The sequence below is a fragment of the Pseudomonas fildesensis genome (assembly GCF_001050345.1).
Classification (GTDB): domain Bacteria; phylum Pseudomonadota; class Gammaproteobacteria; order Pseudomonadales; family Pseudomonadaceae; genus Aquipseudomonas; species Aquipseudomonas fildesensis.
This window is the reverse complement of sequence record NZ_LFMW01000024.1, coordinates 1-24,991: the sequence shown is the minus strand read 5'-3', so window position 1 is coordinate 24,991 and position 24,991 is coordinate 1. Positions and strand designations below refer to the sequence as shown.

Sequence of the window (24,991 nt, the reverse complement as noted above, 5' to 3'; positions counted from 1 at the left end):
GCAGTTGTTGCTGCTGGATGCCTTCTCTGGAGAGAAAGATGACGGTTGATACACGTGGTGAATTCGGAGGTCGGGTGGTTCTGGTGACCGGTGCAGCGAGTGGGATTGGCCGGGCTGTCGCCCTGATGCTGCATGAGCGCGGGGCTAAAGTGGTAGCTGAAGACAAAAGTCCGACAGTCGAGCAACTCGCCCGGCCCGGCCTAGTTCCACTGATTGCGGATATCACTGAAGATGGCGCTGCCGAAACAGCAGTGGCGACAGCGATAGCACACTTTGGCCGTCTGGATATATTGGTCAATAACGCCGGGATCATCATAAACAAATTGGTCGTGGACATGACTCGCGATGATTGGGAGCGTATCCAGGCCGTCAATGTCACGGCGGCATTTTTACATGCTCGGGAAGCCATAAAGGCGATGATCCCGAATCGAACGGGGGCCATTGTCAACATCGCGTCCTATGCGGCTTACCAGGCGTTCCCTACGATTGCGGCTTATACCGCTTCAAAAGGTGCGCTGGCCCAGCTGACTCGCACATTGGCCCTGGAGGTCATTGACTACGGTATACGCGTCAATGCAGTCGGCTCCGGAGATGTTGTGACCAATATTCTCAACGATGTTGTTGAAGACGGCCCTGGGTTCCTTGCCCAGCATGGTGAAAAGACGCCGATCAAACGTGCCGCTCAGCCCGAGGAAATCGCTGAAGTCGTCGCGTTTCTAGCCTCAGAGCGGGCATCTTATATTTTGGGCGCCGTCGTCATGGCGGATGGAGGGATGAGCGTCCCCGCCGGAGCCTGATAGAGCCTATTTCTGTCACTTACACCGTGTGACCGACTGGGCCTGCGATCCTGTTCATGTGATTGGTTGATTTGGTCGCATCAACGACAAAAGGGGCCTTGCCCAGACGGTTACGTTTGAGCGCAATAAAGAGGAGGGCTAACCCGCGTAGCTTTATTCAGAATGCATTCTCCTGTCCCAGCCAAAGGTGTCAGCGCAGGGTGCCAACCACTGCTGGATTTTTGCATTGCGCGCTAGCTCATTGGGCTTCAGTAAGCGTGCGCCAAAATCGACGTGGCGAAGGAATTGAATCTCAAGACACTGTTCCAACTGCTCTGCCAGCAGTGGAAAGTCCATAAGCCTCTGCATGCGTGGCCACCTGACGAGCTTACGGTAGCGTAGCTGCTGAGACTCAATACGCAGATCATCATTCGGGCGCCACTGGACATTGAATAGGTCGTCATGACGTGACAGGTCGACGCGCCAGTTACCACTGGATGGGATACACAGATCGAGCTTAAGGCTGTCAGGCCGCAATTTGTTGCGCTTGAAAAACCAATGCTCAGGTGGTTCGGTCATCAGATCGATAGAGCAGACGCTGTATGACACCTCAGCTATGTCGAATCGAGAGAACCATTCGGCGATTTCGGTACAGACCGGATGATCGAACACACTTGACCTCTTCCTGAGTAGTTGTCGGATAGCCGGGCAGCTTACTCGCTTGAGCCCTGCGGGTCATTCAACGTTGCCCTGGCATGTATGATCAGAAGGCGACTGATCGAGCCCAGGAAACAAAGATTTGGACACCATTGGCGTGGTCTGACATAAATTAAGGACAAAATGTGTTTACCAAATCTCAAAGTATTACCATCCCAGTCCTGATCTCATCGATATTTTTACTCACTGGCTGCCCCCACCAGCGTCTTTCACCCAATGGAAACGCGCTTCCACTTCTGTAGCGGGCGTAAAGCCGCAATGGCAGTGTGTGGAGATCCTGTAGGCGGAGCGATCTGGGAGCCGCTGCTCATCGCTCTTTTTTTCGCGATGCTAGGGCAGAAATATCACTCCTCCTTGGTTTTCGGATTAACGATCAGCGGCCTGTTTTCCTTGTTGCCCTTAAAGCAATGGAATCCGAAGGTGAATTCAACACTGACGCCGCGATCTCCTATCTGGAATGTCCGCACGGTAGGCTGAAGGTGTGCCATGAAGACTTTTCTTCCATTTATCGTCAAATCTTTCCAGCGCATACTCGCAGCCAAATTTTCTCTGCCCACGAAAATATTCGAATAAGACATGATGTCAACATACTGGCTCATCCGCGACCCGATACTTGATGCAAACGCTTCGTGAAGTGTTCACAGGTATGTATCAGAGCCACTGGGTAGACGTGAAACTTATCGCTAGCAACTGAGTACCTAGCCCTAATGGGAACAGTGCCTTGGCGCTTAAAATCCGGCTTTCAGATGGACGTTTAATGGACTATTCAAAAATCCTCGGAAAGGACGATGGGCAAAGATTGTCTTTCGAGGAACTCGTCTGCCAACTTGCCAGGCGCGGTCGCCCCGAGAGCGCCATTGAGTTCAGGCGGATCGAAGGCTCGGGAGTCACTGAAGGATTGCACATGATCGCTCGTTGGCGTTGGGATAACGAATCAACTCAACAAACGGCTGTGGTTCATTGCCTCCCTATTCTCCCTTCTAGGGGTGGCTACGGCACTCCTCGCTGTTGTATTCAACGACTTCATTCCGGAGTCATTGCCAGCCCAGAAAGACACTTTTCAGTCTGGATAGGCCTGTCCTATTTCATGCTCTGTTCATGGGCTGCATGCTGGTCATCCTGGCAGTACAAGCGCGTGGTTAAATCTCTGAAGGCTGTCGAAATCCCGGAGGGTTACAGCATCAACTCTGGGCCTACAGTGAATGTGCTCACTGCCGTCCTGGGAGCTTTGCTCATGGTCTACCTTGCCATCATATGAGCAAAACTCAGCCATAACGTGGTATCGGAGCATCTCTGCCAGCAAAACTTCAGCCTGCTCGAAATAGCCCTTTTTGACTCAGGCCTTGACCTCTCCAGTGTCGTCCTTTACATCAAACAATCCTGCAAAAAAAAGATGGAGTGTGTCCCAAGCACGCACCCACCAACCACCTGCTTTTCCCGCTTCTAACGCTATGAGGGATCGGGTAGTAAGTTTATTTACACCGTCATACAGCTCAAAACTCCCGACTACATCGCCGACAGCAATAGGAGCTTGTAGAGCGTTATTAATGTGTAGGCGCGTTTCTACCTTGCGACCACTATTCCTGGGTAGCGTGAGTGTCACATCATCGCGTAAGCCAACAGAGATTACGTCCTTGACGCCTTTCCACAGTCGCGGTTGAGCTAAAATTTTCCCACCTTTCTGATAGGTATTCGTCTCAAAATTGCGAAAGCCATAGCTCAGGATCTTTTGAGCATCTTCCGCACGACTATTCATCGTGGTCGAGCCAAATACCGCACTGATTAGACGCCGCCCATCACGAACAGCAGAAGTCACCATGCAGTATCCGGCTTCCTCGGTATGGCCAGTCTTGAGGCCGTCAACACTCGGATCGCGCCAAAGGAGAAGATTCCGATTGGGTTGGCGGATGTTGTTCCAGGTGAAATACTTGTGCGCGTACAACGAGTAGTAAGCTGACTCATCGGTGATGATCGCCCGTGCAAGCCGAGCCATATCATGAGCTGAAGAATAATGTTCAGGTGCCGGCAAGCCTGTAGGGTTCACAAAGTGGGTGTCAGTCAGCCCAAGTTTATTAGCTATGACATTCATCAACCCAGCAAACGCATCTTCGCTACCCGCGATATGCTCAGATAGCGCCACACTGGCGTCATTGCCAGAGTCGATCACCACACCGCGCAGTAGGTCTTGCACAGGCACAACGGCGCCTGGATCAAGAAACATTCTAGAACCGCCCGTTCTCCAGGCATTCTCACTAACAGTGACCGGGTCGTCGACCTTGAGGCGCCCAGCCTGTATCTCATTGGTAGCGACATAAACCGTCATCAATTTGGTCAGACTGGCTGGGGGCAAGCGCATATCGGCGTTTTGACTATCTATAACCGTACCGGTCGCTGCATCCATAAGCACCCAGGATTTTGCGCTCAGTTGCGGTGCTGCGGGGATCATCGCTCTCGGGGTAGGTGACGCAGGACTTGGGGTTGATACTCGAGCCGCCCAAGCTGGTGTCAAAAAAGAACACACAAGAATGAGTGTAAGCCGCAATTTAGGGTGTTTCACAAGTGCCCGCCTCGGATAGCAGAAAGACGCGCCAAACTAAGTTAGGACTTGTGATCGCTCAAATTAACCCAGGTTAAAATAAATTTAACTTGGCGCGGCAAGGAATGCTTTCACCTCTGGCAAAGGACAGATAATCGACACCGTGGCTCCGCAACTACGCGGTGATTCTTGGATGCTCAATACGAACCCATGCAACCGAACGATTGCCGATACCAGAGAAAGCCCCAACCCATGCCCAGGTTGCTGGCGAGTAGCGTCGACGCGATAAAGCCTGCGAATCACGCTTTCACGCTCTCCCTCAGGGATTCCAGGGCCATTATCAGAGACCTCGATATTGAGCGAGTTACCCGCCAGATAGCCCCTAAAGTGAATGACACCACCCTCGGGAGTAAATTTGATGGCGTTATCCAAAAGATTAACCAACGCCTCGAACAGAAGAGAAACATCACCCGATAAAGCCGGAAGATCCGCTGAAATATTAAGGAGCAGTGTTAGCCCCTGTTCCTGTGCCAACGGTTCGAAAAATTCGTGCGCCTGCGTTATTAGGGCCGCAGGTTGAAAAGATTCAAATCCTGACCTTCTCCTCGTATCTTCAAGTTCAGATATTCGCAGCAGCCCTTGGAAGCGCAACATGATGGATTCGCTTTCTTCCAGTGCCATGTTCAAGGTCTCTGCATGAGAGCTATCCAGGGGTAACTGCTGTAGCTGGTCAAGATGGGCACGCAGGCGAGTCAGGGGAGTACGCAGATCGTGCGCAATACCGTCACACGCCCCCTTTACCTCATGCATAAGCTGCTCTATATGCTCGAGCATGACGTTGACAGCATTGGCCAACATGTCGAGCTCATCGCGGCGTAGAGACAGCGGAAGGCGTTCGCCGAGATTGCCCGATACGATACTTTCAGTGCAGCTTTGGAGTCGCTGTACCCTGCGTAAGGGTCTTCGCCTCAAGAGCCACCAACCTATCAGCCCAGGGATAAGGGTAAGGGAAAACCCCCAAAATAATGCTTGCTCGATAATACCGCCGACTGCGGAGATAGAGCCCCCATCGCGCGACAGGATCAAAATTCGACCATCGTCACGATGCTGCATCAGCGCATGGCTGCTTCGGGTTTGCTCTCGTGGCAATGCGATGCTCAATCCTCTCTCGAGATAATGTACCTGGCCGTCACCTGGCAGACTTGCTCGCAAACGAAGCAGGTCGCCGGCGATATGGGTGCCGTCAGCTTCAAATAAGCCGTAGGCATCGATCCCCGACGTCGAATACACCTCACTAGCGGCCAACTCGTCTTTTAGGCTGGCATCATCAATTTTTTGGTAATAGTGGGCTCGCTGCATCAATGTCCGCTCGGCAACAGCTCCGAGGTAGGTTGAGATTTTCCAATAAAGCACACCTGTAAAAACGGCTCCCCAAGCGATAAAAAACAAGGCGTAGAGCCCAAGAAGGCGGCTATTGGAGGAACGCCAACGCTCATTCCTGGGAGGCAAGAACATAACCAGAACCGCGTATTGTTTGAATAACGGGTGAATTTCCACCCTCGATTTTTTTACGCAGCCGACCGATATGGACATCAATAATGTTCGTGCCTGGATCGAAGTGATACCCCCAAACTGCCTGGAAAAGCATGGTTCTAGTAACCAGCTGACCCGCGTTGCGCATGAAATAAGTGAGCAGTTTGAACTCGGTTGGGAGAAGTGGGATCTGCACGCCCTCGCGACTGAGTGACTGTTCAATAAGATCAATATGTAGGTTGCCGACGCTTAGTAGACGCTCACTCACACCGGCAAGCGGGCGCCTCAGCAGCACTTCTACCCTGGCTATCATTTCGACCGTAGAGAACGGTTTGGTCAGGTAGTCGTCGCCCCCTGAACGAAGCCCTTTGACCCGCTCATCGACATCTGACAATGCGCTGATCATCAAGACTGGCGTCTGAATACCGAGGCTTCGCAGCGTACTGATTATCGTCAAACCATCAAAATCAGGCAGCATTCGGTCAAGTGTTATCACATCATGGCCGCCAGAAATGGCCGCTGATAATCCATCACGACCGTTCGCCGTCCATAGAACATCGAATCCATGGGAGGTCAGCGTGTTAACAATAGCCTTGGCTGTAACCTCATCGTCCTCTATCACCAGCGCGCGATTCATTTTTACTCCACACAACGATTGCAAACCTAAAGCTCAAGCGAGCTCCAAGCTCCGTAGGCTTTAAAGATCAGTGCAGCCTAGGTAGGGTGCATCGGACGGTAAACTAAATATTTCTTAACCATCCTTAATTTCTTCTTTGCTTGAAAAGTGCCTATTTTTTCGCGCCCCCACTGCTAAATCTTACCCTCTTTACGACAGGAGGCTTCATCGCGGCGATTCAATCCATAGTGCCCCTTTATGAAAAACGACGGGAATCAGCCTGGTAACTAAAGAATCCCCGCCCACCGGCAGTACGCCAACGGCAATCGAAAACCTGTTGGAGAGCGGGCAAAAAGCAGATGTTGTAATCATGGAGGACTGGGAGCTGCGAAAGCTTATAGACGAAATCGAGAGCGAAGTCCGCTACTTGGAGCCGGATTTACGGCGCCGAATACGGCAAGAAAAAGCCGTACCGGTGATGGATAGGCTGCATGCCTGGATGCTCGCCCAACGTGATCTTGTGCCCGAAGGTTCAGCGATCAGCAGAGCGCTTGATTACAGCCTGAAACGCTGGGCAGCGCTACCTCGATGACGGGGCCGTGCCGATTGACAACAATTGGGCCGAGAACCAGATCCGGCCGTGGGCTATTGGACACAAGAACTGGCTCTTTGCAGGCTCGCTACGCAGCGGAAAACGGGCCGCGGCGATCATGAGTTTGATCCAGTCGGCGCGGCTGAATGGGCATGATCCGTATGCCTATCTGAAAGATGTGTTGGCACGGCTGCCAACGCAGCGGGCTAGCGAGATCGGACAATTGTTGCCGCATCAGTGGATACCGACCTGACTTACGAAAGGTGAGTTGGCCGTACGCTTATACCGGGTAGCCAAGCGGCGTTCGAAGTGAGCCGTGGCCGGGCGATCAGCATGCATCATAAGTAATCGTCCTACTAGGGATTGACCCCTTCGTCTAAATACTTGCTGACCAAACGGATAAGCTCGCTTTGTATCGCGGGATCATCCAACAAGCCACGACGTGCCGCGTTATGAATCACTCCATCAACCGCGTCGGAGATGATTAATGCTGTGATGTGATCAGCTTTATTGGGCTGACGGTTTCGATAAATAGATACCGCATCTGCATAGTACGCCAAGTATTCAATCTCAAATCCGCTATTGGGGTTCCGATAGTCATCGGAGCTTGGGGCCTCATCAAGCAATACCCTATGCAGCCCAGGGTAGGTGCTATGGGCTTCGATCATGGCCTGTACAATGTTAGCCACGAACTGCATCGGCGCTAGCCCTTTGGCTTTGATTTTTCGCATGATGGAAAGACAGTCATCAAGGTGATTCTGGCGAATGGCATCCACCAAGGAGAGCTTGTCTGGATAGTACTGATACAAAGAGCCGACGCTCACCCCGGCTAGGTCTGCAACTTTATTGGTTGTGAATCCCGCCCACCCCTCACGGCTCAAAACGCGAGCCCCAGCCTGGATGATTGTTTCAACCGTTGCGCGGGAACGGGCTTGTCTTGGCTCCTTCCGCATCATCGGTTTCTGTTTTGCAATGCGAGTAGACAATAAAATTGTCTCCTACAGAATATGAAAATATTACTCACATTTTGTGTAACTCGGAAGGGTAGACCTTAATGAGCCTCTTGCTTCAGAAACTCTATAGATACCATGCCTGGGCCAATATCGACTTATTCGACAAATTGGGAACTCTTGATGAGGAAAAGTCTAAGACTGAGCTGCATACCTCCTCACGTCTGATCAATCACTATTATGTGGTGGCAGAAATCTTTGCTGCACACCTAAGCGGCACGCAAAATCCTCATTTCTCCGATAACACGCTCGATACGCCAACACTCGACGATTTACGCGCGGCTGTGACGCTCTCCGATCAGTGGTATCTGGATTACTTACGGAGTACCTCATCCGAAAATCTATCCGAGGCCATACCATTTGTCTTTACCGACGGAGACAAAGGTTACATGACCAGAGAAGAAATGCTGACCCACGTTGTGCTCCATGCTGGCTATCACCGCGGAGAAATCGGTCGGATGCTTTGGCAGCTTTCGATTACGCCCCCGTGGGATACTTTTGCTGTCCATCTTCATGAGGTCGAGCCCGCGCGTAGACGACAGGGAAAGGAAGAATGATCGTCAGAATGGAACTGAAGGGCTTGTACCGCATGACCGGCTGACCGCTCGGTAACGCAAGGAGCGCCTTGCTGCCGGTAGTAAGCTCCAACCAAAAATTTAATCAGTGACAGGAAAAACTCTTAACCGGACGACATTGCAGACGAGCATACCCGCGCTCTGCCAGTGTTCTTCGCTTCGTAGAGTTGCTTGTCTGCAGCTTCTATCAAAGCCTGGAACTCAAGATCTCTAGTGGGAGTCAATGTTGCGACGCCTAGAGAAATAGTCACCACACGATCTACATCAGAAGCAGAATGTTCGATGCCCAATCCCCGAACGCGCTCTTGCATTTTTTCTGCAATCTCGACCGCACCAGAAAGACCCGTATTGGGTAGAACGCAGGCAAACTCTTCGCCACCATACCGAGCGACCAGGTCATAGGGCCGTCTAACCGTTTCAGATAACGCCTGAGCAACGGTTTTCAGACAGCCATCCCCAGCCAGATGCCCGTATCGGTCGTTGTAGCGCTTGAAATAGTCGACATCCACTAAGATGAGCGACAGCGGCTTTTGTTCTCGAAAGCACTGGCGCCAATCCGCCAATATGTCCTCATCGAATTTGCGTCGATTAGCCAATCCAGTAAGGCCATCCATCAACGCCATGGAGCGCAGCAGATCGTTCTGTAGCTTCAGGGTCAGATGTGTTCGCACACGTGCTCTGACAATGGTGGGATTGATCGGTTTGCTGATGAAGTCGACCGCGCCTAGCTCCAGACCTAGCACCTCATCCGACTCCTGCTGCTGTGCGGTAATGAAGATAATGGGAATGCCCTGGGTCGTAGGGTCAACCTTGAGTCGACGACATACTTCATGCCCGTCCATACCCTCCATGACTACATCCAGGAGAATCAAATCGGGCAGTTGGGCCTGGCATACGCTAATTGCCTGTTCACCGCTGGTGGCCATAAACACATCACAGTCTTCACGAAACAGCTCGTGCAGTACCCGGATGTTAGTCGGCAGGTCATCGACAATAAGAAGTTTTGGGCGGTTTTGTGAGTGAGGCAACCAGGTTTTCATCAACGGCTCCATCAGGCAAATCTCAACAGGTCACGACCAATCGGCATCGCAGCGGAAAAGTCGAGCGACTGCACCCTGACAACCAGTTCGTCGAACTGTGGGCGCAGGGATTGCGGCATTTTTGACGCCAATGCGTCTGCCAGTTCTATGGCTTGAAGGTTACCCGTTTCCAGCAATAGCAAAATCTCCTCTAGGGATTCTCTCCATTGCGCGGGCGCCACGGAATCTTCGTCAGCACTACTTTTTGCACGCTGGCTCTGACCAAAGTCGGCATTCATTTGCTCAAGGCTTTGTTGCAGTAACCTGCTCAACCCGTCAAACCATATTGGGTCGGCCAAAAGACTCGCTACAGACTCTGAATCGGCAGATTTCAGTTTGTGCTCCAGGTCGCCTGCCAGCAGCGACAATGCCTTGGCGCCCATAGTACCGCTGCTACCTTTAATGGTATGGAGCACAAAAGCGGCCCCCGATGCATCTTGCCGCTGAATCTGATCACGCAACTGGGCAAGCTGTTTTTCCATCTCTGGGCCAAAGGTACCTAGCACCGTGCGGACCAAATTGAGGTTACCAGCAAAGCGGTCAATAGTTGATTTACGAGACTCTAAAACGTCTTCTCCTGCATCGACTTGTCCCAAGATTAAAGTTGCGTGACTATCTTCACGGCCCGATTGAAAGAGCAGCGTTACCACGAGTTGTTCTAGGTCTATAGGTTTGCCGACATGATCATTCATCCCCGCAGCAAGACAGGCTTCACGGTCGGTATTGGAGACATTTGCGGTCATCGCCACAATCGGCAGTGTTGCGAAGCGTAGGTTCGATCTAATACGACGAGTCGCCTCCAAGCCATCAATATCTGGCATCTGGATATCCATTAATACGACGTCAAAGGGCACATGCTCATTCATCACCTTGCTTACACCTTCCAGCCCGCCTTCGGCCAGCGTCACCTGAGCACCTTCCCTTGTCAGTAACTCATCGGCGACCTGGCGATTGAGCATGTTGTCTTCCACCACCAATAGTCGCAGCCCGGCCAGACGCTGCGGCCTGTCAACTGTTGACCGGGAAAGGGGGGAATGCACCTGGTCTTTGTCGTTAAGTGCTCGCTGAACGGCGTCGGCTAGCTGCTTGGGAGTGACAGGTTTGGTGAGGAAACCCACGAAGGGGGCGTCTCCCGCCTGGTGTGCGTCAGCCAATACCTCGCGACCGTAAGCAGTGATCATAATGACCATCGGAGGGGGCACACCGTTGCCCTGCTGCTGAATCAATTGCGCAGCGCTCAGTCCATCCATATCAGACATCCGCCAGTCCATCAGCACCACGTCGTAGGCTTCACCTAGCGCCTGGGCTTTCTTCACGCATTCCACCGCTTGCGTACCACCACTCACGCTGTCAGCAATCCATCCGAATGCACGAACGGTTCGCAACAGTAATTCACTCGCCATGGCGTTGTCGTCGACGACCAGAATACGTATGGGCAAATCGACTTCAGTAAAGGCGGATTTCAGCAGTGACGTCGGAGCTACATCCAGAGTGATATCGAACCAGAAACGACTCCCGACACCTTGCTGGCTCTCCACATGAAGTTCACCACCCATCAAGGTGACCAACCGTTTGCAGATCACTAGGCCCAGACCTGTGCCACCAAAGCGCCGGGAAGTTGAAGCCTCGGCCTGAGTGAAACCCTCAAAAATGCGCTGAGTTTGTTCCGGGCTAATACCGATGCCAGTATCAGAAACGGCGATGCGCAAGCTCACAGTATTTTCCGTGCGCTTTAGTTGTTCAACGCTGACCACGACTTGGCCTTCCAGGGTGAACTTGAGAGCATTACCCGCCAGGTTGATCAGTACCTGTTGCAGTCGCAGGCTATCGCCGATCAGGTGGTTGGGTAAATTGGAGTCCAGGTCGAACATGACCTCAACCTCCTTCTCGCCCTGGTTACCTGCCAGCACTACCGCGAGGTCACGCATGAGCGGCTCAAGCTCGAACGGGTGCTCATCGAGTTGCAGTTTTCCCGCCTCAATCTTGGAGTAATCGAGGATGTCATTGAGCAAACCCAGCAGCGATTTCGCAGCGGTCTGCGCTTTGGTCACATAATCGAGTTGGCGACCATTTAGGTCAGTGTTCTGCACCAACTGCAACATACCCAGCACAGCATTCATTGGCGTGCGTATTTCATGGCTCATGTTGGCCAGAAAAGCAGACTTGGCCGCACTTGCCCCATCAGCTTGTTCCTTGGCGTAATGCAGACGCGATTCGAGTTCGCGCTGGGCGGTGATGTCCCGATTGATGCCCGTCACGCGCAAAGCCAAACCAGCATGATCCCGTTCAATTTGCGCACCAGCGTGGATAACGCGAATCTGGCCGTCCGGGCGAACGACACGGAAAATTGTGTCATACACATCAGTCCCCTCGACGGCGGCATTCAGTTTTGCCGCCGCTGCCACGACATCCTCGGGGTGAACACGCGCGTACCAGTGCATGTAGCTCAGACCGGTATCGCGCAACGACAGTGGCTGCCCGTATAACTCGAACATACGGTCATTCCACTTCAAGGCATTGTCTGCCAATGTCCAAGACCAGACGCCAAGTTCGGCCACTTCAGCCGCCATCAGCAGCTGATCGTGCACCTTCATTAGTTCGCTACGTTGTTTCTCTGTCGTCTCCAGGCTCGCAGCCAGCTCCTTTTCTGCTGCTTTACGTTCGGTTATGTCTACCGCGATACCCAGGTAACCGCTCAATACCCCATCGGCATCGCGCATTGAGGTGACCACTAGCGTGACAGGAAACCGCGAGCCATCCTTGCGCGTGTAAGTCCACTCTCGGGTTTCTGCGCCTTCAAGCTCTGGCTTATGGGCAAACACACGGAAACCGTCGATAGTCTGAGCGTACTCCTCGCTCAGCTCAACGCCACGTGCAGCTACTTCTTCGGGGACATGAAATAGCGCTGCGGTGTTTTTACCCAGTAACTCATCTGCGCCATAACCCAACAAATGCTCGGAGCCTTTGTTAAATACACGGATAACGCCATCGAGATCCGTCGCGATGATCGAAAACTCAGTAGCCGAGCGCAGCACAGTGCCCAACAACAGATTGAGGTGCCGCAACTCGGACGTGCGCTGTGCAACCTGCTCTTCGAGGTTGGAATTGAGTTCGAGAATTCGAGCTTCTACAGCTTTTTTTTCTGATATATCCCTTAACGTCTTTGAGACTCCAATGACGCTACCACCCTCGCCATAAATGGGGGAAATACTGGTGGATACGTCGATCAGCCGGCTATCTTTTCGTCGGCGTTGAGTATCAAAGCTGGTGATTCGCTCTCCCGCCCTTATGCGCGCAAGGATATGGGCTTCCTCAGCTACAAGCTCCAAAGGAACAATCAAGCTGGCCAGTGTATGGCCGACCGCCTCCTCAGCGGTATAGCCAAACAGATGCTCGGCGCCCTTGTTCCAGTTGGTGACGATGCCATCGAGTGTTTTTCCAATAATGCCATCAGCCGAACTTTCGACGATTGCGGCCAACCTTGCCTGCTCAGCGAAGATCTGACGCCTGCGTTGACGGCTGACACTCATAACACCCGCCAGCGTAGCCAGAAGAAGAGTGAGCAAACCACCAATTAACAGAACTACCGTTGGTGAAACCTGATGCAAGCGCTGGATGAACAAAGGGTTGGCGCGGAGTTCAATTTCCCATCGCCTCCCGTATACATCACGCTCCAGTCGGTGGGTCACTAGCGTTTCTTGGCTAGTCGAGTCGTTGCTGCTTTCATAAAACAGCTTTTCTTGACCTGGGACAGTGATATCCCTTAATCGCAGATGCATCGTCTCGTTTTCTATGCGCAGGCTTCTGAGCACCTCCTCTGTCCGCAAAACGACATAGCTCCAGCCAAAAGCTGCGGCCTCGCGTTCAGTAGCGGTCACCGGAGTCACTCCGCCGCGAAAGATGGGCATCAATACCAGGAAAGACTGCTGCGGTTTTCCTATGGACTGTATTAGCGTGATGGGCCCAGTGATGCGTGCCGCGCCGCTTTGTATCGAGGATTGTGCTGCCTCTCGCCGCGATGTCTCTGACGCTATGTCCAAGCCAATGGCAGCCTTGTTATCTTCAGCCGGTTCGACATATTGAACAACGTAGCGCTCGCCTGAGTGCGCTGAGAATTGATGAATGGAGAAATCCGCTACGCCGTCAGCTTGAGCGTGCTTGAGAAACTCGTTTTCATCGCGTTCTGATACACGCCTGATAAAACCAAAGGCACTGGCGCCGGGGAACTCGAAAGCGAGGTCGCGTGTTCTGTGATATCGGCGAAACACTTCACGGCTAATGTCATTTTCGCCTGCTGTCAGCACCACTCCACGAGCGCCTCGCAAACCGTATTGGTAAAGATTTAGACGCATTAAAACCAACTCTGCGGCGTCTTCGGTCGCCGCTGCAATAGCTTCTTGAGCCTGCCGTTCGTTGATGCGCTCAAGCATCCAACCACCCAGAATGCTTGACCCTAACCCCACTGCCAGAGTGATTGCAACTCCCCAGTGCCATGCAAAAAACTTATGTTTTCTCACCCGCATTGTTCCATCGCAGAAGGCCTTCAGCCTTCAAGATTAACGTTCAAACCCTGTTGGGGGCCGCTATATGTCCAATCTTCAAGTCACGAATACGCTCAGGCCAGGCCGGCTACCTTCGCTGCGATGGCTATCAGGTGGTAGCCATTGTAGTGGTTTATTTGGTTCGCCGATTGGCTAAAGCAATCTTCTGCTCCGCTCAGGCTCGGATGTAACAGACTGCTATTCCCTAACGCTACCGAGGCTCATTCTGGTCGCTCTATTTGCACTCTTGATCGACCTCTTGCGAGCTTAGCCAAGCGTCCACTTGTTGCAGCTTAGCTAGCTCGAAGAGCTTGGGCTTTCCCAAATGAAGAATCGAGAGCAGTAACTGTTTTTCTGCTCGGGTGGGAAACCACTCAGCCACCTCGACATTGCAGCGCCTGGAGCCGCTCTGTACCCACTTTACGATCATGTCGGAAGCCGCTGGGAATGATCTGCCATGAAGAGGCGCCTGCCTTCTAATACCCAGCTAGCTGATCAGTGACTTCAGTGATGCCCAGGTCGCCAAAGTAGCCAGTGGTGTCAGCATAATGGATGCCTGCCAATGACACCTTGGCCACCCCAGCCTCTCGGTCAAAGTAGGATAGGAAGTGCCACCCACCTGAAGCGTGTCCCGGATGAGGGAAGTTGATGGCGGCCTTTCCTGTGATGTGGTGCTGGTTGGTAACGCTTTTGAGATCAAAATCAAATAGCGGCTGGATCATGGGAGTTTGCTGAGACGCGCCAGGCCCTGTTTTATGTGGACAGCGTTTTCGCCAATGATTTCGAGGGCGCCACGGATATTATTCCCCACATCTGCATGACCGTGAGCCTCGACGTGAAGGGTCAATTCCATCAGTGCGGCCTCTAAGGCGAGCTGGTTTTCGTACATCCTCTCTAGGACATCAGCTAGCGGATATTTGGATGGCATGAGCTCGATCCTTCCCCGTAAAAACTTGATTTGGCAGCGTAGGAACTGAAGGCCGCAATTTGAGTTTCAGGTCATTCCATACTGAGCGCTGAGCGCTGAACGCACTGACGGTGCTTTAATCCTGGTACGCAGAGGTTTAAAAATTTATACCGGTCTATCAAGCTTTTGACAAAAGCCCACTGATCTCAAATACCGCAGCTTTGCGCGGGGCGGGAGCAGATATTCAGCACCAGCACCAGCACCAGCACCAGCACCAGCACCAGCGCCAGCGCCAACGCCGGCGAAGTGGAACTGTGCACTGCTTGTCTTACCTATTCCTATAGCGTAAGCATCTAGCCATCCGTCAACGCGACATACGGAGGTGATGGCATAGTGATACCTTGGTGTCCACCAGCCTCAGTAATGGCTTGAAAGTAGGCGATTAAATGCAAGATAACTTCAACAACCAAACCTCAAACACGCTGAACCTGTTGGCGCAGGCTGCTGCATACTCAGCAGACTGCACCAGGGGACTGCTTGTGGGTGGATTGCCAGGGAAGTGGGCGATTATCGCCAGTTACGGCGTGCACCAAGACCTAGTCATCGAGGGCCCAACTGAAAGCTTTCTACGTGAGGCTGTTTCTCAAAAAGATTTGATCGCAATCACTGAAGCCGCAGGACAGGTTATGCCTATCTTGTTTCACCGGCTTATGTACTTCCGAGAGGGCTTTCTGATTGGCCTAGCCGTCCGTGGGGCGGACAACAGTTTGTTGGGCGTTTTGCTGGTCAGCAGTGCTGAGCCACTACAAAGATTGAGTGCCGCGCAAACATACGCCTTACAAACTCATGGCGCAGTTTTTAGCAAGCTGATTGAGTCAAAGGGAATCAAACCTGTCCCCGCTATAGATCCGTTGATCGAGCGCTTAACGCTACTTGAGTCTGTGGTGGTCAATGCGAAAGACGCAATCCTGATCACTGAAGCCGAGCCCATAGATCAGCCCGGCCCCAGGATTGTTTACTGTAATCCCGCGTTCCTCACCACTACGGGTTTTAGCTTGTCAGACGTGATCGGGCTAACCCCTCGTATTCTCCATTCGGAAGATACGAGCAGAGCAACTCTCGATTCAATTCGTGCCGCATTGTTGAAGTGGGAGCCTATTGATGTGGAGCTTATCAACGCGCGCAAAGACGGCAGCAAGTTCTGGGTGCAACTGAGCATCGTGCCTGTCGCCAACGAGCGAGGATGGTTCACACACTGGGTTTCCGTTCAGAGGGATATCAGCGAACGCAAGGAAGCAGAGTTGCTGGCACGTCAGGCTCAGTCTGATAGAGATGCGAAGGTCGCGTTGGAGACGCGGCTGCTGGAGAGGGAGCGCATTGAAGAGGAGCTTTCATATGCAGCCTTTCACGACGACCTGACCTCGTTGCACAACCGGGCTTATCTCATGTCTAGGTTGCTGAGTATGTTCACTGCGAGCAAGCCTCACCATGTACCTGCGGCTACGGTACTGTTTCTAGACCTTGATCGTTTTAAATTTGTCAACGATAGCCTTGGCCACAGCGCAGGTGATCATCTCCTGAAAGTCGTCGCGCGGCGTCTTGAAAGCTGTATCCAGGGAGACGATATCTTTGCCCGCATTGGCGGCGACGAATTTGCAATTCTACTGGCTGGGGATGAAAAGGCTCCTATAGCCATCGAGCTCGCTCAACGTATTGTTAGCCAACTCAGCCAGCCAGTTGCGATTTATGGCCAGGATATTTTCACGTCCTGCAGCTTGGGCATTGTGACAACTGACGCCTCACACGAAACACCTGAAGATTTGCTTAGAGACGCTGATGTTGCGATGTACGCAGCGAAGAAGAAAGGACGTGGCCGCTGGACGATATTTGATGCCTCAATGCGAAAGGCCGCTATTGATGCACTCCTGATGCAAAACGCGCTGAAGCAAGCCATTGCGCGCGAAGAGTTTTCAGTTGTTTACCAGCCGATTTATAACGTCAAGACCGGCGAAATCAGTGGCGTCGAAGCTTTGGTCAGATGGCTTCATCCAGAGCTGGGGCATGTGCCTCCAGACGTCTTCATCCCGGTAGCTGAAGATATCGGTGCAATTCATGAGTTGGGCCGTTGGGTCATGCAACGAGCTTGCACAGAATTACAGCGCTGGAAGCACGAATTTCCTTCGCTAAAATTGCATTTGAATGTGAACGTATCAGGCACTGAGCTCATTCGTCCTGGTTATGTAGCTCAAGTCAGCAATGTGCTGTCGACCACGGGAGTTTGCGCACACGAGCTGCAGATTGAGATTACGGAATCTGTTTTTCTTCACGAGCCGGAGATGACCGCAAGCGTGCTGGAGGGGGTTCGTGCCCGCGGGATTCGCGTGGCGCTTGATGACTTCGGTACTGGCTACAGCTCCCTTGGATATATTGATCGCTACCCGCTCGATGCCATCAAAATCGACCGTTCCTTCGTGTCTAGAATGATGTCCTTTGACCGAAGTGATGCCATCATCAGAAGTATACTTTCCCTTGGCAGGACGTTGAACTTGGCTATCACAGCTGAGGGCATTGAGACGCTCGCTCAGCTCCAACGACTGAAGGAAATGGATTGCCCATTCGTGCAAGGGTATCTGCTCAGTCCTCCAGTACGTGCGGAAGAATTGTCTACATTGCTGCAGTCTTGGTCTGCGAGCTGCTAAGGTCGTTCTGCCCCAACGTGGTGAGTTTTAGAATGTTAGCTTCGCTGCGTTCAATCAGCGCGTATCAATCACGGTACCATTGGGCCTACAGCGCTCCTGAAAAGGTGGCGCGCGGTCATTAGCGAACGGAGTGCGCAGGAGGGAGGGTGTAAGCCCACAGGGCGAAGACTCGGTAACGGCGAGGCTTTGTTCACGACAGCCGTCCTCGCAGGTGGCAGTGCGACCTTGCCCCCCTAGAGCGCCTTCAGGAGACGCTAAAGCGTTTGATGCTCCAAGTGCTGAGCAGTGCAGCCAAAGCGATCTCCCGAATCAAGCGACCAGCGCCGGCCATAGGGACTTAAGCACTCTTCGCTGTAGTCGATCTCATCGCAGTCGATGTAAATCGAAATATCCCAACCGTCTACATTGAATTGGAAGTCGCCGGCATAAACTTCGACCCACGATTTCTGCCCCACCTCACTCAAGCTGCTTCGACCGAAGATCACTGCCCCAGTATCTGGCATACCTCTCTCGCTGAGAGCTCAGATGGAGTGCTTTCGCTAACGCTACCTATTCTAATTGTCGATTGAGGACTGAAGAAAAATGATCATAGGGAGAGTGACGCGAAGGCAAAAAACAAAGGTGTGGGTTTAGGAGCCCAGAGGAGCCTGCCACATCGACGCTGCGTAAATCGTAAATCGCCATTTTGAACGGGGTGAAAAGCTTGGCTTATTTAGATTGGGTTCAATGGCCTGCGATGTTGGTGACGGTGCTTGCGGCTTGGCTTATTGGGTCTCAACGACCAGCAAGGCGGATGACAGGATTTGTATGCTTTAGCCTGAGCAATATATTGTGGGTGAGTTGGGGGGTGTACGCAGAAGCCTATGCTCTCATCGTCCTGCAGTTTTGCCTTTTCATAATGAACCTTCGCGGATTCAAAAAGAACCTCGACGTACGCTAGGTTTAACCGTAAACACCAGGAGCTTTCAGGTACTAATCCTTACCTCTGGCACCGAGCATCTGAGATGCCATGACTGATGACGCGAAGGTGAATAGGCCTCTTTTAATTCGTCCAGCAAAGTGAACTGGCCCTGATCGAGCCTGACTCGTGCCAGATAAAAATCGCCCTCCAGCGACAGTTGCTCCAATTCGCGTACTTCCCCATTCGTGGCCCTTTCGGTCAGCGCATGGAGACTCAAGGTTCACTCCCTGCCTACCAAGGAAGGCGTTCTCCGTTATAGGCAAAGAAATTACCGCTGTCAGCAGGCGCCAAGCGGTCAATCAGAGATAACAACTCATGGGCAGCAATGCTCGCCGGCCTGGCTGCTGAGGCACTACGAAATGGGTGTGACAGGCCAGAGATGACTGTGCCGGGATGAAGACTCAACAAGCGGATTTGAGGCCGCGTTCGTGCCAGTTCGATGGCCGCCGTTTTAATCAACATGTTCAGTGCTGCCTTGGAGGCACGATAGGAGTACCAGCCGCCCAAGCGGTTATCGCCGATGCTACCCACCTTAGCAGAGAGCATCGCCATTGCGCCATGAGCGTCCAGCAACGGCAGGAAGTGACGCAAAACCAGAGCAGGCCCAAACGTGTTGACTTGAAATACCGACTGCAACGCTTCTGCTTCAATCGCGGAGTAACTTTTTTCAGGCTTTATTTCGTCGCGATGAAGCAGACCTGCGGCATGCACGATCAACTGATACGGTGCTTCTTCAGTCAATTCGGCTGCGGCTTTGGCGATACTGTCGGCATCCTCTAGGTCGAGGTAGGGAGCACTGTTGCGCCCCAACTCACGAACATACGCACACCGTGGATCCTGATTGAGCAACTCACAAAACGCCGAGCCGAGCGCCCCACTGGCGCCTATTACGAGGGCACGATAGCCCTCGCTAAGGGAGTTCATCGTCAAGGGACTGTTCATCTAGGCTCTCCTGCAGTCTGATGCGATTTGTTGGTGTTAACCCAGTCGCCCTATCAGTTGCAAGAACTCGTGACGCCTAGAGGAGGACTCGCGAAAGGCGCCCAGCATCACGGATGAGGTCATCACCGAATTTTGTTTCTCCACGCCCCGCATCATCATGCACATGTGCTTCGCTTCAATGACCACCGCCACGCCGGCGGCATCGGTGATGTGCTGAATGGCGTCGGCAATTTGTTTGGTCAGGTTTTCCTGGATCTGTAGGCGACGGGCGAACATATCCACCACTCGGGCCACCTTTGACAGGCCCAGTACCCTTCCGGTAGGGATGTACGCTACGTGAGCCTTGCCGATGAAGGGCAGCATGTGATGCTCACACAATGAATACAGTTCGATGTCGCGCACGATGACCATTTCATCGTTTTGCGATTCGAACAATGCGCCATTGATCAATTCCTCCAGACTCATTGTGTAGCCATTGCACAGGTACTGCATCGCTTTGGCTGCGCGCTTAGGGGTGTCCAGCAGTCCTTCACGTTCAGGGTTCTCGCCTACGCCGGCGAGAATTTCACGGTAATGTTCGGCTAATGATGGGCTTGATGCGTTCATCTTGATTCCTCGCAGCCACGCTGCGCTTTATGTGTCGGCAATCCTTGGCTGTAGGAGAGTATCTGCTGCGCACGATCTGACGCAGATGGCACTGGGTTCGCCAGATCAGCCATGACCCAGGTTCTTCGTCGGAGCCATGACAAAGCGAAGCTTTCTAGGTCTACTTTTTTTTCAACGTGGGCTGATCGTCTGATGCGGGTTTTGACGTCGGCACCGCGCAACGGTTATCGACACAGCGGCTGCCACTATCTGGGTGAGGTAACCACGCCAAATGGGGGCGTAAGCGGCAGAAAAGGCGATAACCGAATTCAAGCAGCGGGCGGAATACATTCCACGTCAGTGGCGTTGCCCAAAAACCCAAGCCGGCGGCTCGCCAGCTCCACAGGGTGGCATCCAGGCCGGTTACCCAACGTCCATCAGCGAAGCGGGCGTGCAGCGACGACTGCATCTGCTCGAACGTGAATTCAAGTGCCTTAGCGTCGAACGCACCGCTGCTGATGTCCACAAACAGCAATCGATCCTTTACGGCATGCCTGCGCAGGAGCTTGATTTCGCGCGCACACAGGGGGCATTCACCGTCAAAGTACAGCGTCAGCGGCCAACTCATTTTCTTGTACATGGATCATACTCTTGTATAACTCTTGTACAAGATATGCTGAAAGAAACGGACTGACAATGGGCGCTATGCTATAGATGCGCAATGGACTCTCACACCCAGTTTCGTGAGCGGATCGTCCGCCCCTTCGGCATCAAGCTTCGAGAGGGCGAGCTATACGAAGGTGTTCACGAGCTTGCAAGGTGTCTATAGAACTCAAAGCGATTCAATTCGAGAATTCTTCCGTGCGCATCTCTGGTCAGTGAAGCTCGGAGATGTGAAATTTGTTCTGTGGCGACCGATACAAAACGTGTGCTATGGTCAACAACAGTTCTCAAACGCGCGAGAAAATCATGGCCCGTCCTCGTACATTCGATGAGTCGACTGTTTTAACAGCAGTCGCTGAAGCGTTCTGGACGAAAGGCTACGAGGGCACCTCGACCCGAGACCTCGTCAATCGCACAGGGCTCAATCAGCCAAGCCTTTACAACGCGTTTGGCGACAAACGCAGTCTTTACCGTCGCGCCCTCGTGCACTATCTAGAGCGCAGTGTGCGTGACCGAATTCGGCGCCTTGAAGCTCTTCCAAACGCTGGAATGGCCATAACTGGATTCTTCGCAGAGGTGTTGAATCGCACACTGAACGATCCTTTTCATCGTGGGTGTCTGCTGGTGAATTCTGCCCTCGAAGCAAATGCAGAAGACACGGATTTGCGACAGGCCGTCGCAGAAGAATTCGAGGCCATTCGCAGTTTTTTTGAAGGCCGCCTGCAAACCTTCCTCATGCAATCTGTCGATTCTGTCGAAATAGATGTGAAGCAGGGGGCGCATCATTTGCTCAGTGTGTTACTTGGCATTCGAGTTTTGGCACGGATTAGTCCCGACCCTGCGTGTGTAACAGACGCCATAAGTATTGCAATCAAAAGCCTTGGTCTTCCTCCCTTGGCTTTTGCGATGTTCACTGAAAGCCACTGCACGGAGTCAATATGATCAAGCTCTACTATCACCCGTCTCCTAACCCCGCCAAGGTTGCGCTTTTCCTGGAGGAGTCAGGCCTTGAGTACGAACTCATCCCTGTTGATACCCGCAAGGGTGAACAGCACGATCCGGCGTTTCTTAAGATCAATCCGAATGCCAAGACACCGGCTCTGGTTGATGATGACAACGTGGTATTCGACAGCAACGCCATACTGCTCTATCTAGCCGAAAAGACAGGGATGTTCCTGCCTGCTGACAATCTCAAGGCGCGAGGTGAGATGTATTCCTGGCTCATGTTCGTCGCGACCGGTATCGGCCCTTACTCTGGACAGGCTGTTCACTTTAAGCACTTCGCACCCGAGCCAAAAGACTACGCCGTTACCCGCTACACCTTCGAAGCCTGGCGTCACTGGACGATCATCAACGAGCACCTGGCCAAACAGCCTTACATGCTCGGAAGTGAGTACACGCTGGTGGACATGGCCGTATGGGGTTGGGCGCGCGCGGTACCTTTCATTCTAGGTAATGACGCATGGGTAAAACTTCCAAACGTGAAACGGCTCCTTGATGACATCAATGCTCGACCGGCAGCACAGCGCACCGAAGAACTGAAGACCCAGCACAGTTACAAGACTGAGATGGATGCTGAAGCGCGTAGGGCAATGTTCCCTCAGATTACTCAGTAGACGCGCCAGATCATGATCGACTGGCATTGCTGGACTCCCGTCTCATGGGTAGAGATTTAATGTTCTTTTAGGCATCCGGGCTTCCGCACGTCATTGCTCCAGTGAGCATTGGTAAAAGTGGAGAAATTTGCTCGGTTCAAGACTGCCGGCCCCTAAAAGGGGCCCGCACCGTGCGGCCTTTACCTATTCACAGTGCTTTGTCCTTTGTGGAACGACCTAGGGTATCAAGCGCATCTCGCGTAGTTTGTCGAACACATCGAAAAATGCTTGATCGCTCGCTTGGTAGGCGGTGAAGCCCATTGCACGGCTTTTCGACATATCAGTGATGACTTCGATTGGTCGACCAAGGTCTGCATCGGTATGCCATGGGGATATCAGGCGACCAATATCTGCTTCTTTCAAGCTGTGCTCCGCGACTATCTGCGTCCACACGGCCTGGTCGTCAGCCATTTGCTTCTCAAGAGGTGAGAGTGAGGCGGGATAATCGGCAGCAGGCAAGTCGAAGTATTCGGCAATTCGGCTCCACATCCATTTCCAGCGAAACACATCGCCATTAGTGACATTGAATGCCTGGTTGGCCGCAGCTGGCGTGGTGGCCGCCCACAGCTGTTGCTTCGCCAACTGCCGTGCGTCCGTCATATCGGTGAGGCTATCCCACTGCACTCTTGATCCCGGAAATACAAAAGGGCGATTAGTTTGTTTACAAATCGAGGCGTAGACGGCGAGGGTGGTTGCCATATTCATCGCGTTGCCTACGGCAACCCCGGTGACGGTATGCGGGCGATGAACGCTCCATGTAAAGCCGTCCTTTTCAGCAGCGGCGAAAAGTTCGTCCTCTTGGGCGTAATAGAAATTCTCGACATTTAGACGACCCTGCTCTTCGCGGAACGGTGTTTGCGGAAGGCTGCCTTTACCATAGGCTTCGAAAGGGCCGAGGTAGTGTTTCAGGCCAGTAACCAGTGCTACGTGCTCAACACTCTTGGCTGGTCGAATGGCGGCAAGCACGTTGCGTAGCATGGCGGCATTAACGCGAATGTTTTCGGCCTCCGTGGCTTGCCGTGACCATGTGGTGATGAACACATGAGTAGGTTTCAGATCCGCGAGCGCATGTTCCAGCGAAGCTGGATCTTGAAGGTCTGCAGCGACGGGGATCACGCCTTGCGATTGCGACGGTTGCCTCGATAGCGCGGCAACCTGCCACTTGTTGTCGATGAGTAACTGAGTGATGGCGCTGCCGACGATGCCGCTGGCGCCTACGACCAAAGCTGTCTGGGTCATACGTTTCTCCTGGATTTAGATTTGGGAGTCCACCTAAGTAACAGAGGTTCAACCTAAACCGGATCCGTATGGCGGGCCGTCGCAAGAGGATGTCGAACACACCTACCGAACTCCAGTATTTGGAGCGATGGTGTCTCCCGTTTTTAAGCGGACTCTCATGTAGCCCACCTCGCCATCAATATCTCGCTCAAGCAGGGCTTTTGGGCCTACAGTCTTGAGTGTCGCTCACTGCAAGGAATACAAATGAACGTGTTGCCTTCAACCTCTCCGCCAAAGCACGTCAGCCTGCTGGGTTATGGCGGTCTGTTGCCGTTTATTTTTCTGGCGCTACTGATCCCGTTCTCTCTTGACTATCGGCCATTGTTTTCGATTGCGCTTGTTAACTATGGCGCAGTCATCCTGAGCTTCGTCGGCGCCTTACACTGGGGCTTCGCCATGACGGTGCACGACATGAGTGCCGAGCAGCGCAGCGACCGGTTCATCTGGAGTGTCATTCCTGCGCTTATTGCTTGGATTGCCACGTTACTGCCAATGCCATTGGGTTGCTTGCTGTTGGTCGTCGGCTTAGTTGTCCACCTCTCCCTTGATGTGAGTGCAGACATAGACTCGTCAAGGCAATCGATTAAAGTCATAAAAGAAACCAGCCGGCTTTGGTCGTTTTGCCAAAGGTACACCGGCAGGCATGCACCAGGTAATCAAAGGGGAGGAGGGGATGAAGCTATTTTTGGACTGCAAGTTCACTCAACTCAACCGAGACATGAAGTTGATTTCGCTTCTGTAGCAGATGGCATTTCCACTTATTGTTTCAATAAACAACCGTGCCATCGAGGGATGGCTACGATCCAGCTACGTGTTGTTGATCATGTCGTTCAGGAGCGGCGGTGAGCAGGCATGCATTAGTGCGCGTCCTTAAGAATCGCTGGAACCCCTGTCTTTCGTGGGTTTCAGGGCAGCCAAGGATTCGCACCTTCGGATCTCAGTCCATTAATAGTACTCGGAAGAAATCATATGTATGTCGCGGCAATAGTAAAAGCTTCGTCAGATCAAACAGGTAGGCCGAATGTTTGATCTGGGACATTAGAATTCACCATAGAATTTCTTACATGTTTTTGGAAGTAATTATCAAATGGTGCGTTCGATGGAAGCAATTATCGGAAGTGGTGTGATTTTGCGGGTTTTTTGAGGAGTTATCCTGATGTGAATAAATGGTAAGCGCTCCATAAACCCCACATTCAAAGCGCTTATCGGATCCCGGATGCTGTGCTCCCGATTCCCTCAGGAGCCAGCTCGCCATGATGCGACCCGATGCCAAAGTCGAAAAAGTGTATCTGTACCCCAAGCCGGTCGACTTCCGAAAATCCATCG

The 24,991-nt window shown here is 52.6% G+C and carries 20 protein-coding genes and 5 pseudogenes; 9 read left to right on the top strand and 16 right to left on the bottom strand.

From position 1 onward, the window contains the following. The first annotated feature begins 38 nt into the window (after positions 1-38). Entirely contained in the window at positions 39-797 is a 759-nt protein-coding gene (locus tag ACR52_RS25960; protein WP_048730820.1) for an SDR family NAD(P)-dependent oxidoreductase, read from the top strand. A 153-nt stretch (positions 798-950) separates the two neighbouring features. On the opposite strand, the gene ACR52_RS25955 is transcribed toward ACR52_RS25960, so the two are convergent. Next, positions 951-1,448, bottom strand: coding sequence for a hypothetical protein (locus tag ACR52_RS25955; RefSeq protein WP_048730818.1), 498 nt, complete (start codon positions 1,446-1,448; stop codon positions 951-953). Positions 1,449-1,837: 389 nt separating this feature from the next. Then, positions 1,838-2,092 carry a hypothetical protein gene (locus ACR52_RS31030; RefSeq protein ID WP_048730816.1) on the bottom strand — a complete coding sequence of 85 codons (255 nt, stop codon included), beginning with the start codon at positions 2,090-2,092 and terminating at the stop codon, positions 1,838-1,840. A gap of 305 nt (positions 2,093-2,397) precedes the next feature. Here ACR52_RS31030 and ACR52_RS31445 point away from each other — a divergent pair. Further along, positions 2,398-2,542 (top strand): annotated as a pseudogene (locus tag ACR52_RS31445) (DUF2254 domain-containing protein); the annotation flags it as partial. 287 nt (positions 2,543-2,829) lie between these two features. Here ACR52_RS31445 and ACR52_RS25945 read toward each other — a convergent pair. The 3 genes from ACR52_RS25945 to ACR52_RS25935 all read right to left on the bottom strand — a co-directional run bounded on the left by ACR52_RS25945 (position 2,830) and on the right by ACR52_RS25935 (position 6,199). Further along, a complete protein-coding gene (locus tag ACR52_RS25945; RefSeq protein WP_406955543.1) occupies positions 2,830-4,050 on the bottom strand; it encodes a D-alanyl-D-alanine carboxypeptidase family protein in 1,221 nt (406 codons plus the stop codon). 84 nt (positions 4,051-4,134) lie between these two features. Continuing rightward, on the bottom strand, positions 4,135-5,544 hold the full coding sequence (locus tag ACR52_RS25940; RefSeq protein WP_048730814.1) for a sensor histidine kinase: 1,410 nt from the start codon (positions 5,542-5,544) through the stop codon (positions 4,135-4,137). Next, the gene (locus ACR52_RS25935) at positions 5,522-6,199 is read right to left on the bottom strand and encodes a response regulator transcription factor (RefSeq protein WP_048730812.1); all 678 of its coding nucleotides are present in this window, start codon (positions 6,197-6,199) and stop codon (positions 5,522-5,524) included. The genes ACR52_RS25940 and ACR52_RS25935 overlap by 23 nt, the downstream gene beginning before the upstream one ends. Before the next feature lie 382 nt (positions 6,200-6,581). Here ACR52_RS25935 and ACR52_RS29885 point away from each other — a divergent pair. Further along, a pseudogene (locus ACR52_RS29885) lies at positions 6,582-7,023 on the top strand (IS66 family transposase); the annotation flags it as partial. A gap of 103 nt (positions 7,024-7,126) precedes the next feature. Here ACR52_RS29885 and ACR52_RS25925 read toward each other — a convergent pair. Further along, positions 7,127-7,756, bottom strand: a complete 630-nt coding sequence (locus ACR52_RS25925) for a TetR/AcrR family transcriptional regulator (protein ID WP_201779005.1) — start codon at positions 7,754-7,756, stop codon at positions 7,127-7,129. 68 nt (positions 7,757-7,824) lie between these two features. Here ACR52_RS25925 and ACR52_RS25920 point away from each other — a divergent pair, with 68 nt between their 5' ends. Beyond that, positions 7,825-8,337: a DinB family protein gene (locus ACR52_RS25920; protein ID WP_048730807.1), complete on the top strand. Its 513-nt coding sequence runs from the start codon at positions 7,825-7,827 to the stop codon at positions 8,335-8,337. A gap of 122 nt (positions 8,338-8,459) precedes the next feature. Here the strand turns inward: ACR52_RS25920 and ACR52_RS25915 are convergent, their stop codons facing one another. The 4 genes and pseudogenes from ACR52_RS25915 to ACR52_RS25895 form a co-directional block, all read right to left on the bottom strand. Continuing rightward, on the bottom strand, positions 8,460-9,407 hold the full coding sequence (locus tag ACR52_RS25915; protein WP_152687700.1) for a diguanylate cyclase: 948 nt from the start codon (positions 9,405-9,407) through the stop codon (positions 8,460-8,462). Continuing rightward, entirely contained in the window at positions 9,407-13,957 is a 4,551-nt protein-coding gene (locus tag ACR52_RS25910) for a PAS domain-containing hybrid sensor histidine kinase/response regulator (RefSeq protein WP_048730806.1), read from the bottom strand. The genes ACR52_RS25915 and ACR52_RS25910 overlap by 1 nt, the downstream gene beginning before the upstream one ends. 253 nt (positions 13,958-14,210) lie before the next feature. Then, positions 14,211-14,697: pseudogene (locus ACR52_RS31440) on the bottom strand (hypothetical protein). Then, positions 14,694-14,903, bottom strand: a complete 210-nt coding sequence (locus ACR52_RS25895) for a hypothetical protein (RefSeq protein WP_048730802.1) — start codon at positions 14,901-14,903, stop codon at positions 14,694-14,696. The pseudogene ACR52_RS31440 and the gene ACR52_RS25895 overlap by 4 nt, the downstream one beginning before the upstream one ends. A 425-nt stretch (positions 14,904-15,328) precedes the next feature. Here ACR52_RS25895 and ACR52_RS25890 point away from each other — a divergent pair, with 425 nt between their 5' ends. After that, positions 15,329-17,581 carry a putative bifunctional diguanylate cyclase/phosphodiesterase gene (locus ACR52_RS25890; RefSeq protein WP_048730799.1) on the top strand — a complete coding sequence of 751 codons (2,253 nt, stop codon included), beginning with the start codon at positions 15,329-15,331 and terminating at the stop codon, positions 17,579-17,581. Between the two features lie 254 nt (positions 17,582-17,835). Here ACR52_RS25890 and ACR52_RS32025 read toward each other — a convergent pair whose 3' ends face one another. Continuing rightward, positions 17,836-18,084 carry a DUF7693 family protein gene (locus tag ACR52_RS32025; protein WP_455430624.1) on the bottom strand — a complete coding sequence of 83 codons (249 nt, stop codon included), beginning with the start codon at positions 18,082-18,084 and terminating at the stop codon, positions 17,836-17,838. A gap of 200 nt (positions 18,085-18,284) precedes the next feature. Here ACR52_RS32025 and ACR52_RS31435 point away from each other — a divergent pair, with 200 nt between their 5' ends. Continuing rightward, positions 18,285-18,521: a hypothetical protein gene (locus tag ACR52_RS31435; protein WP_236692199.1), complete on the top strand. Its 237-nt coding sequence runs from the start codon at positions 18,285-18,287 to the stop codon at positions 18,519-18,521. A gap of 69 nt (positions 18,522-18,590) precedes the next feature. On the opposite strand, the pseudogene ACR52_RS31430 reads toward ACR52_RS31435, so the two are convergent. The 4 genes and pseudogenes from ACR52_RS31430 to ACR52_RS25870 all read right to left on the bottom strand — a co-directional run. Continuing rightward, a pseudogene (locus tag ACR52_RS31430) lies at positions 18,591-18,759 on the bottom strand (DUF6482 family protein); the annotation flags it as partial. A gap of 14 nt (positions 18,760-18,773) precedes the next feature. Then, a complete protein-coding gene (locus ACR52_RS25880) occupies positions 18,774-19,484 on the bottom strand; it encodes an SDR family NAD(P)-dependent oxidoreductase (RefSeq protein ID WP_048730798.1) in 711 nt (236 codons plus the stop codon). A gap of 36 nt (positions 19,485-19,520) precedes the next feature. Then, a complete protein-coding gene (gene folE, locus ACR52_RS25875; protein WP_048730796.1) occupies positions 19,521-20,090 on the bottom strand; it encodes a GTP cyclohydrolase I FolE in 570 nt (189 codons plus the stop codon). A 160-nt stretch (positions 20,091-20,250) separates the two neighbouring features. Further along, a complete protein-coding gene (locus ACR52_RS25870; RefSeq protein ID WP_048730794.1) occupies positions 20,251-20,709 on the bottom strand; it encodes a thiol-disulfide oxidoreductase DCC family protein in 459 nt (152 codons plus the stop codon). A 329-nt stretch (positions 20,710-21,038) separates the two neighbouring features. On the opposite strand from ACR52_RS25870, the gene ACR52_RS29875 reads away from it, so the two are divergent. Beyond that, complete coding sequence (locus tag ACR52_RS29875) at positions 21,039-21,674, top strand: TetR/AcrR family transcriptional regulator (RefSeq protein ID WP_082143254.1); 636 nt, start codon at positions 21,039-21,041, stop codon at positions 21,672-21,674. Beyond that, positions 21,671-22,348: a glutathione S-transferase family protein gene (locus tag ACR52_RS25860; protein WP_048730789.1), complete on the top strand. Its 678-nt coding sequence runs from the start codon at positions 21,671-21,673 to the stop codon at positions 22,346-22,348. Before ACR52_RS29875 ends, ACR52_RS25860 begins: the two co-directional genes overlap by 4 nt. A 216-nt stretch (positions 22,349-22,564) precedes the next feature. Here the strand turns inward: ACR52_RS25860 and ACR52_RS25855 are convergent, their stop codons facing one another. Continuing rightward, complete coding sequence (locus ACR52_RS25855; protein WP_048730787.1) at positions 22,565-23,626, bottom strand: SDR family oxidoreductase; 1,062 nt, start codon at positions 23,624-23,626, stop codon at positions 22,565-22,567. A 243-nt stretch (positions 23,627-23,869) separates the two neighbouring features. Between ACR52_RS25855 and ACR52_RS25850 the strand changes: the two are divergent. Then, a pseudogene (locus tag ACR52_RS25850) lies at positions 23,870-24,214 on the top strand (DUF3429 domain-containing protein); the annotation flags it as partial. Positions 24,215-24,991: the final 777 nt, after the last annotated feature.

Excerpts from the sequence above, each read along its gene's own strand:
- ACR52_RS25860 (WP_048730789.1), top strand. The coding sequence starts at position 21,671 with ATGATCAAGCTCTACTATCACCCGTCTCCTAACCCCGCCAAGGTTGCG.
- ACR52_RS25890 (WP_048730799.1), top strand. The coding sequence starts at position 15,329 with ATGCAAGATAACTTCAACAACCAAACCTCAAACACGCTGAACCTGTTG.
- ACR52_RS25940 (WP_048730814.1), bottom strand. The coding sequence starts at position 5,544 with ATGTTCTTGCCTCCCAGGAATGAGCGTTGGCGTTCCTCCAATAGCCGC.
- ACR52_RS25895 (WP_048730802.1), bottom strand. The coding sequence starts at position 14,903 with ATGCCATCCAAATATCCGCTAGCTGATGTCCTAGAGAGGATGTACGAA.
- ACR52_RS25960 (WP_048730820.1), top strand. The coding sequence starts at position 39 with ATGACGGTTGATACACGTGGTGAATTCGGAGGTCGGGTGGTTCTGGTG.
- ACR52_RS25915 (WP_152687700.1), bottom strand. The coding sequence starts at position 9,407 with ATGGAGCCGTTGATGAAAACCTGGTTGCCTCACTCACAAAACCGCCCA.
- ACR52_RS25880 (WP_048730798.1), bottom strand. The coding sequence starts at position 19,484 with ATGAACAGTCCCTTGACGATGAACTCCCTTAGCGAGGGCTATCGTGCC.
- ACR52_RS32025 (WP_455430624.1), bottom strand. The coding sequence starts at position 18,084 with ATGCCAGATACTGGGGCAGTGATCTTCGGTCGAAGCAGCTTGAGTGAG.
- ACR52_RS25870 (WP_048730794.1), bottom strand. The coding sequence starts at position 20,709 with ATGTACAAGAAAATGAGTTGGCCGCTGACGCTGTACTTTGACGGTGAA.
- ACR52_RS29875 (WP_082143254.1), top strand. The coding sequence starts at position 21,039 with ATGGCCCGTCCTCGTACATTCGATGAGTCGACTGTTTTAACAGCAGTC.
- folE (WP_048730796.1), bottom strand. The coding sequence starts at position 20,090 with ATGAACGCATCAAGCCCATCATTAGCCGAACATTACCGTGAAATTCTC.
- ACR52_RS25910 (WP_048730806.1), bottom strand. The coding sequence starts at position 13,957 with ATGCGGGTGAGAAAACATAAGTTTTTTGCATGGCACTGGGGAGTTGCA.
- ACR52_RS31030 (WP_048730816.1), bottom strand. The coding sequence starts at position 2,092 with ATGAGCCAGTATGTTGACATCATGTCTTATTCGAATATTTTCGTGGGC.
- ACR52_RS25855 (WP_048730787.1), bottom strand. The coding sequence starts at position 23,626 with ATGACCCAGACAGCTTTGGTCGTAGGCGCCAGCGGCATCGTCGGCAGC.
- ACR52_RS25920 (WP_048730807.1), top strand. The coding sequence starts at position 7,825 with ATGAGCCTCTTGCTTCAGAAACTCTATAGATACCATGCCTGGGCCAAT.
- ACR52_RS25935 (WP_048730812.1), bottom strand. The coding sequence starts at position 6,199 with ATGAATCGCGCGCTGGTGATAGAGGACGATGAGGTTACAGCCAAGGCT.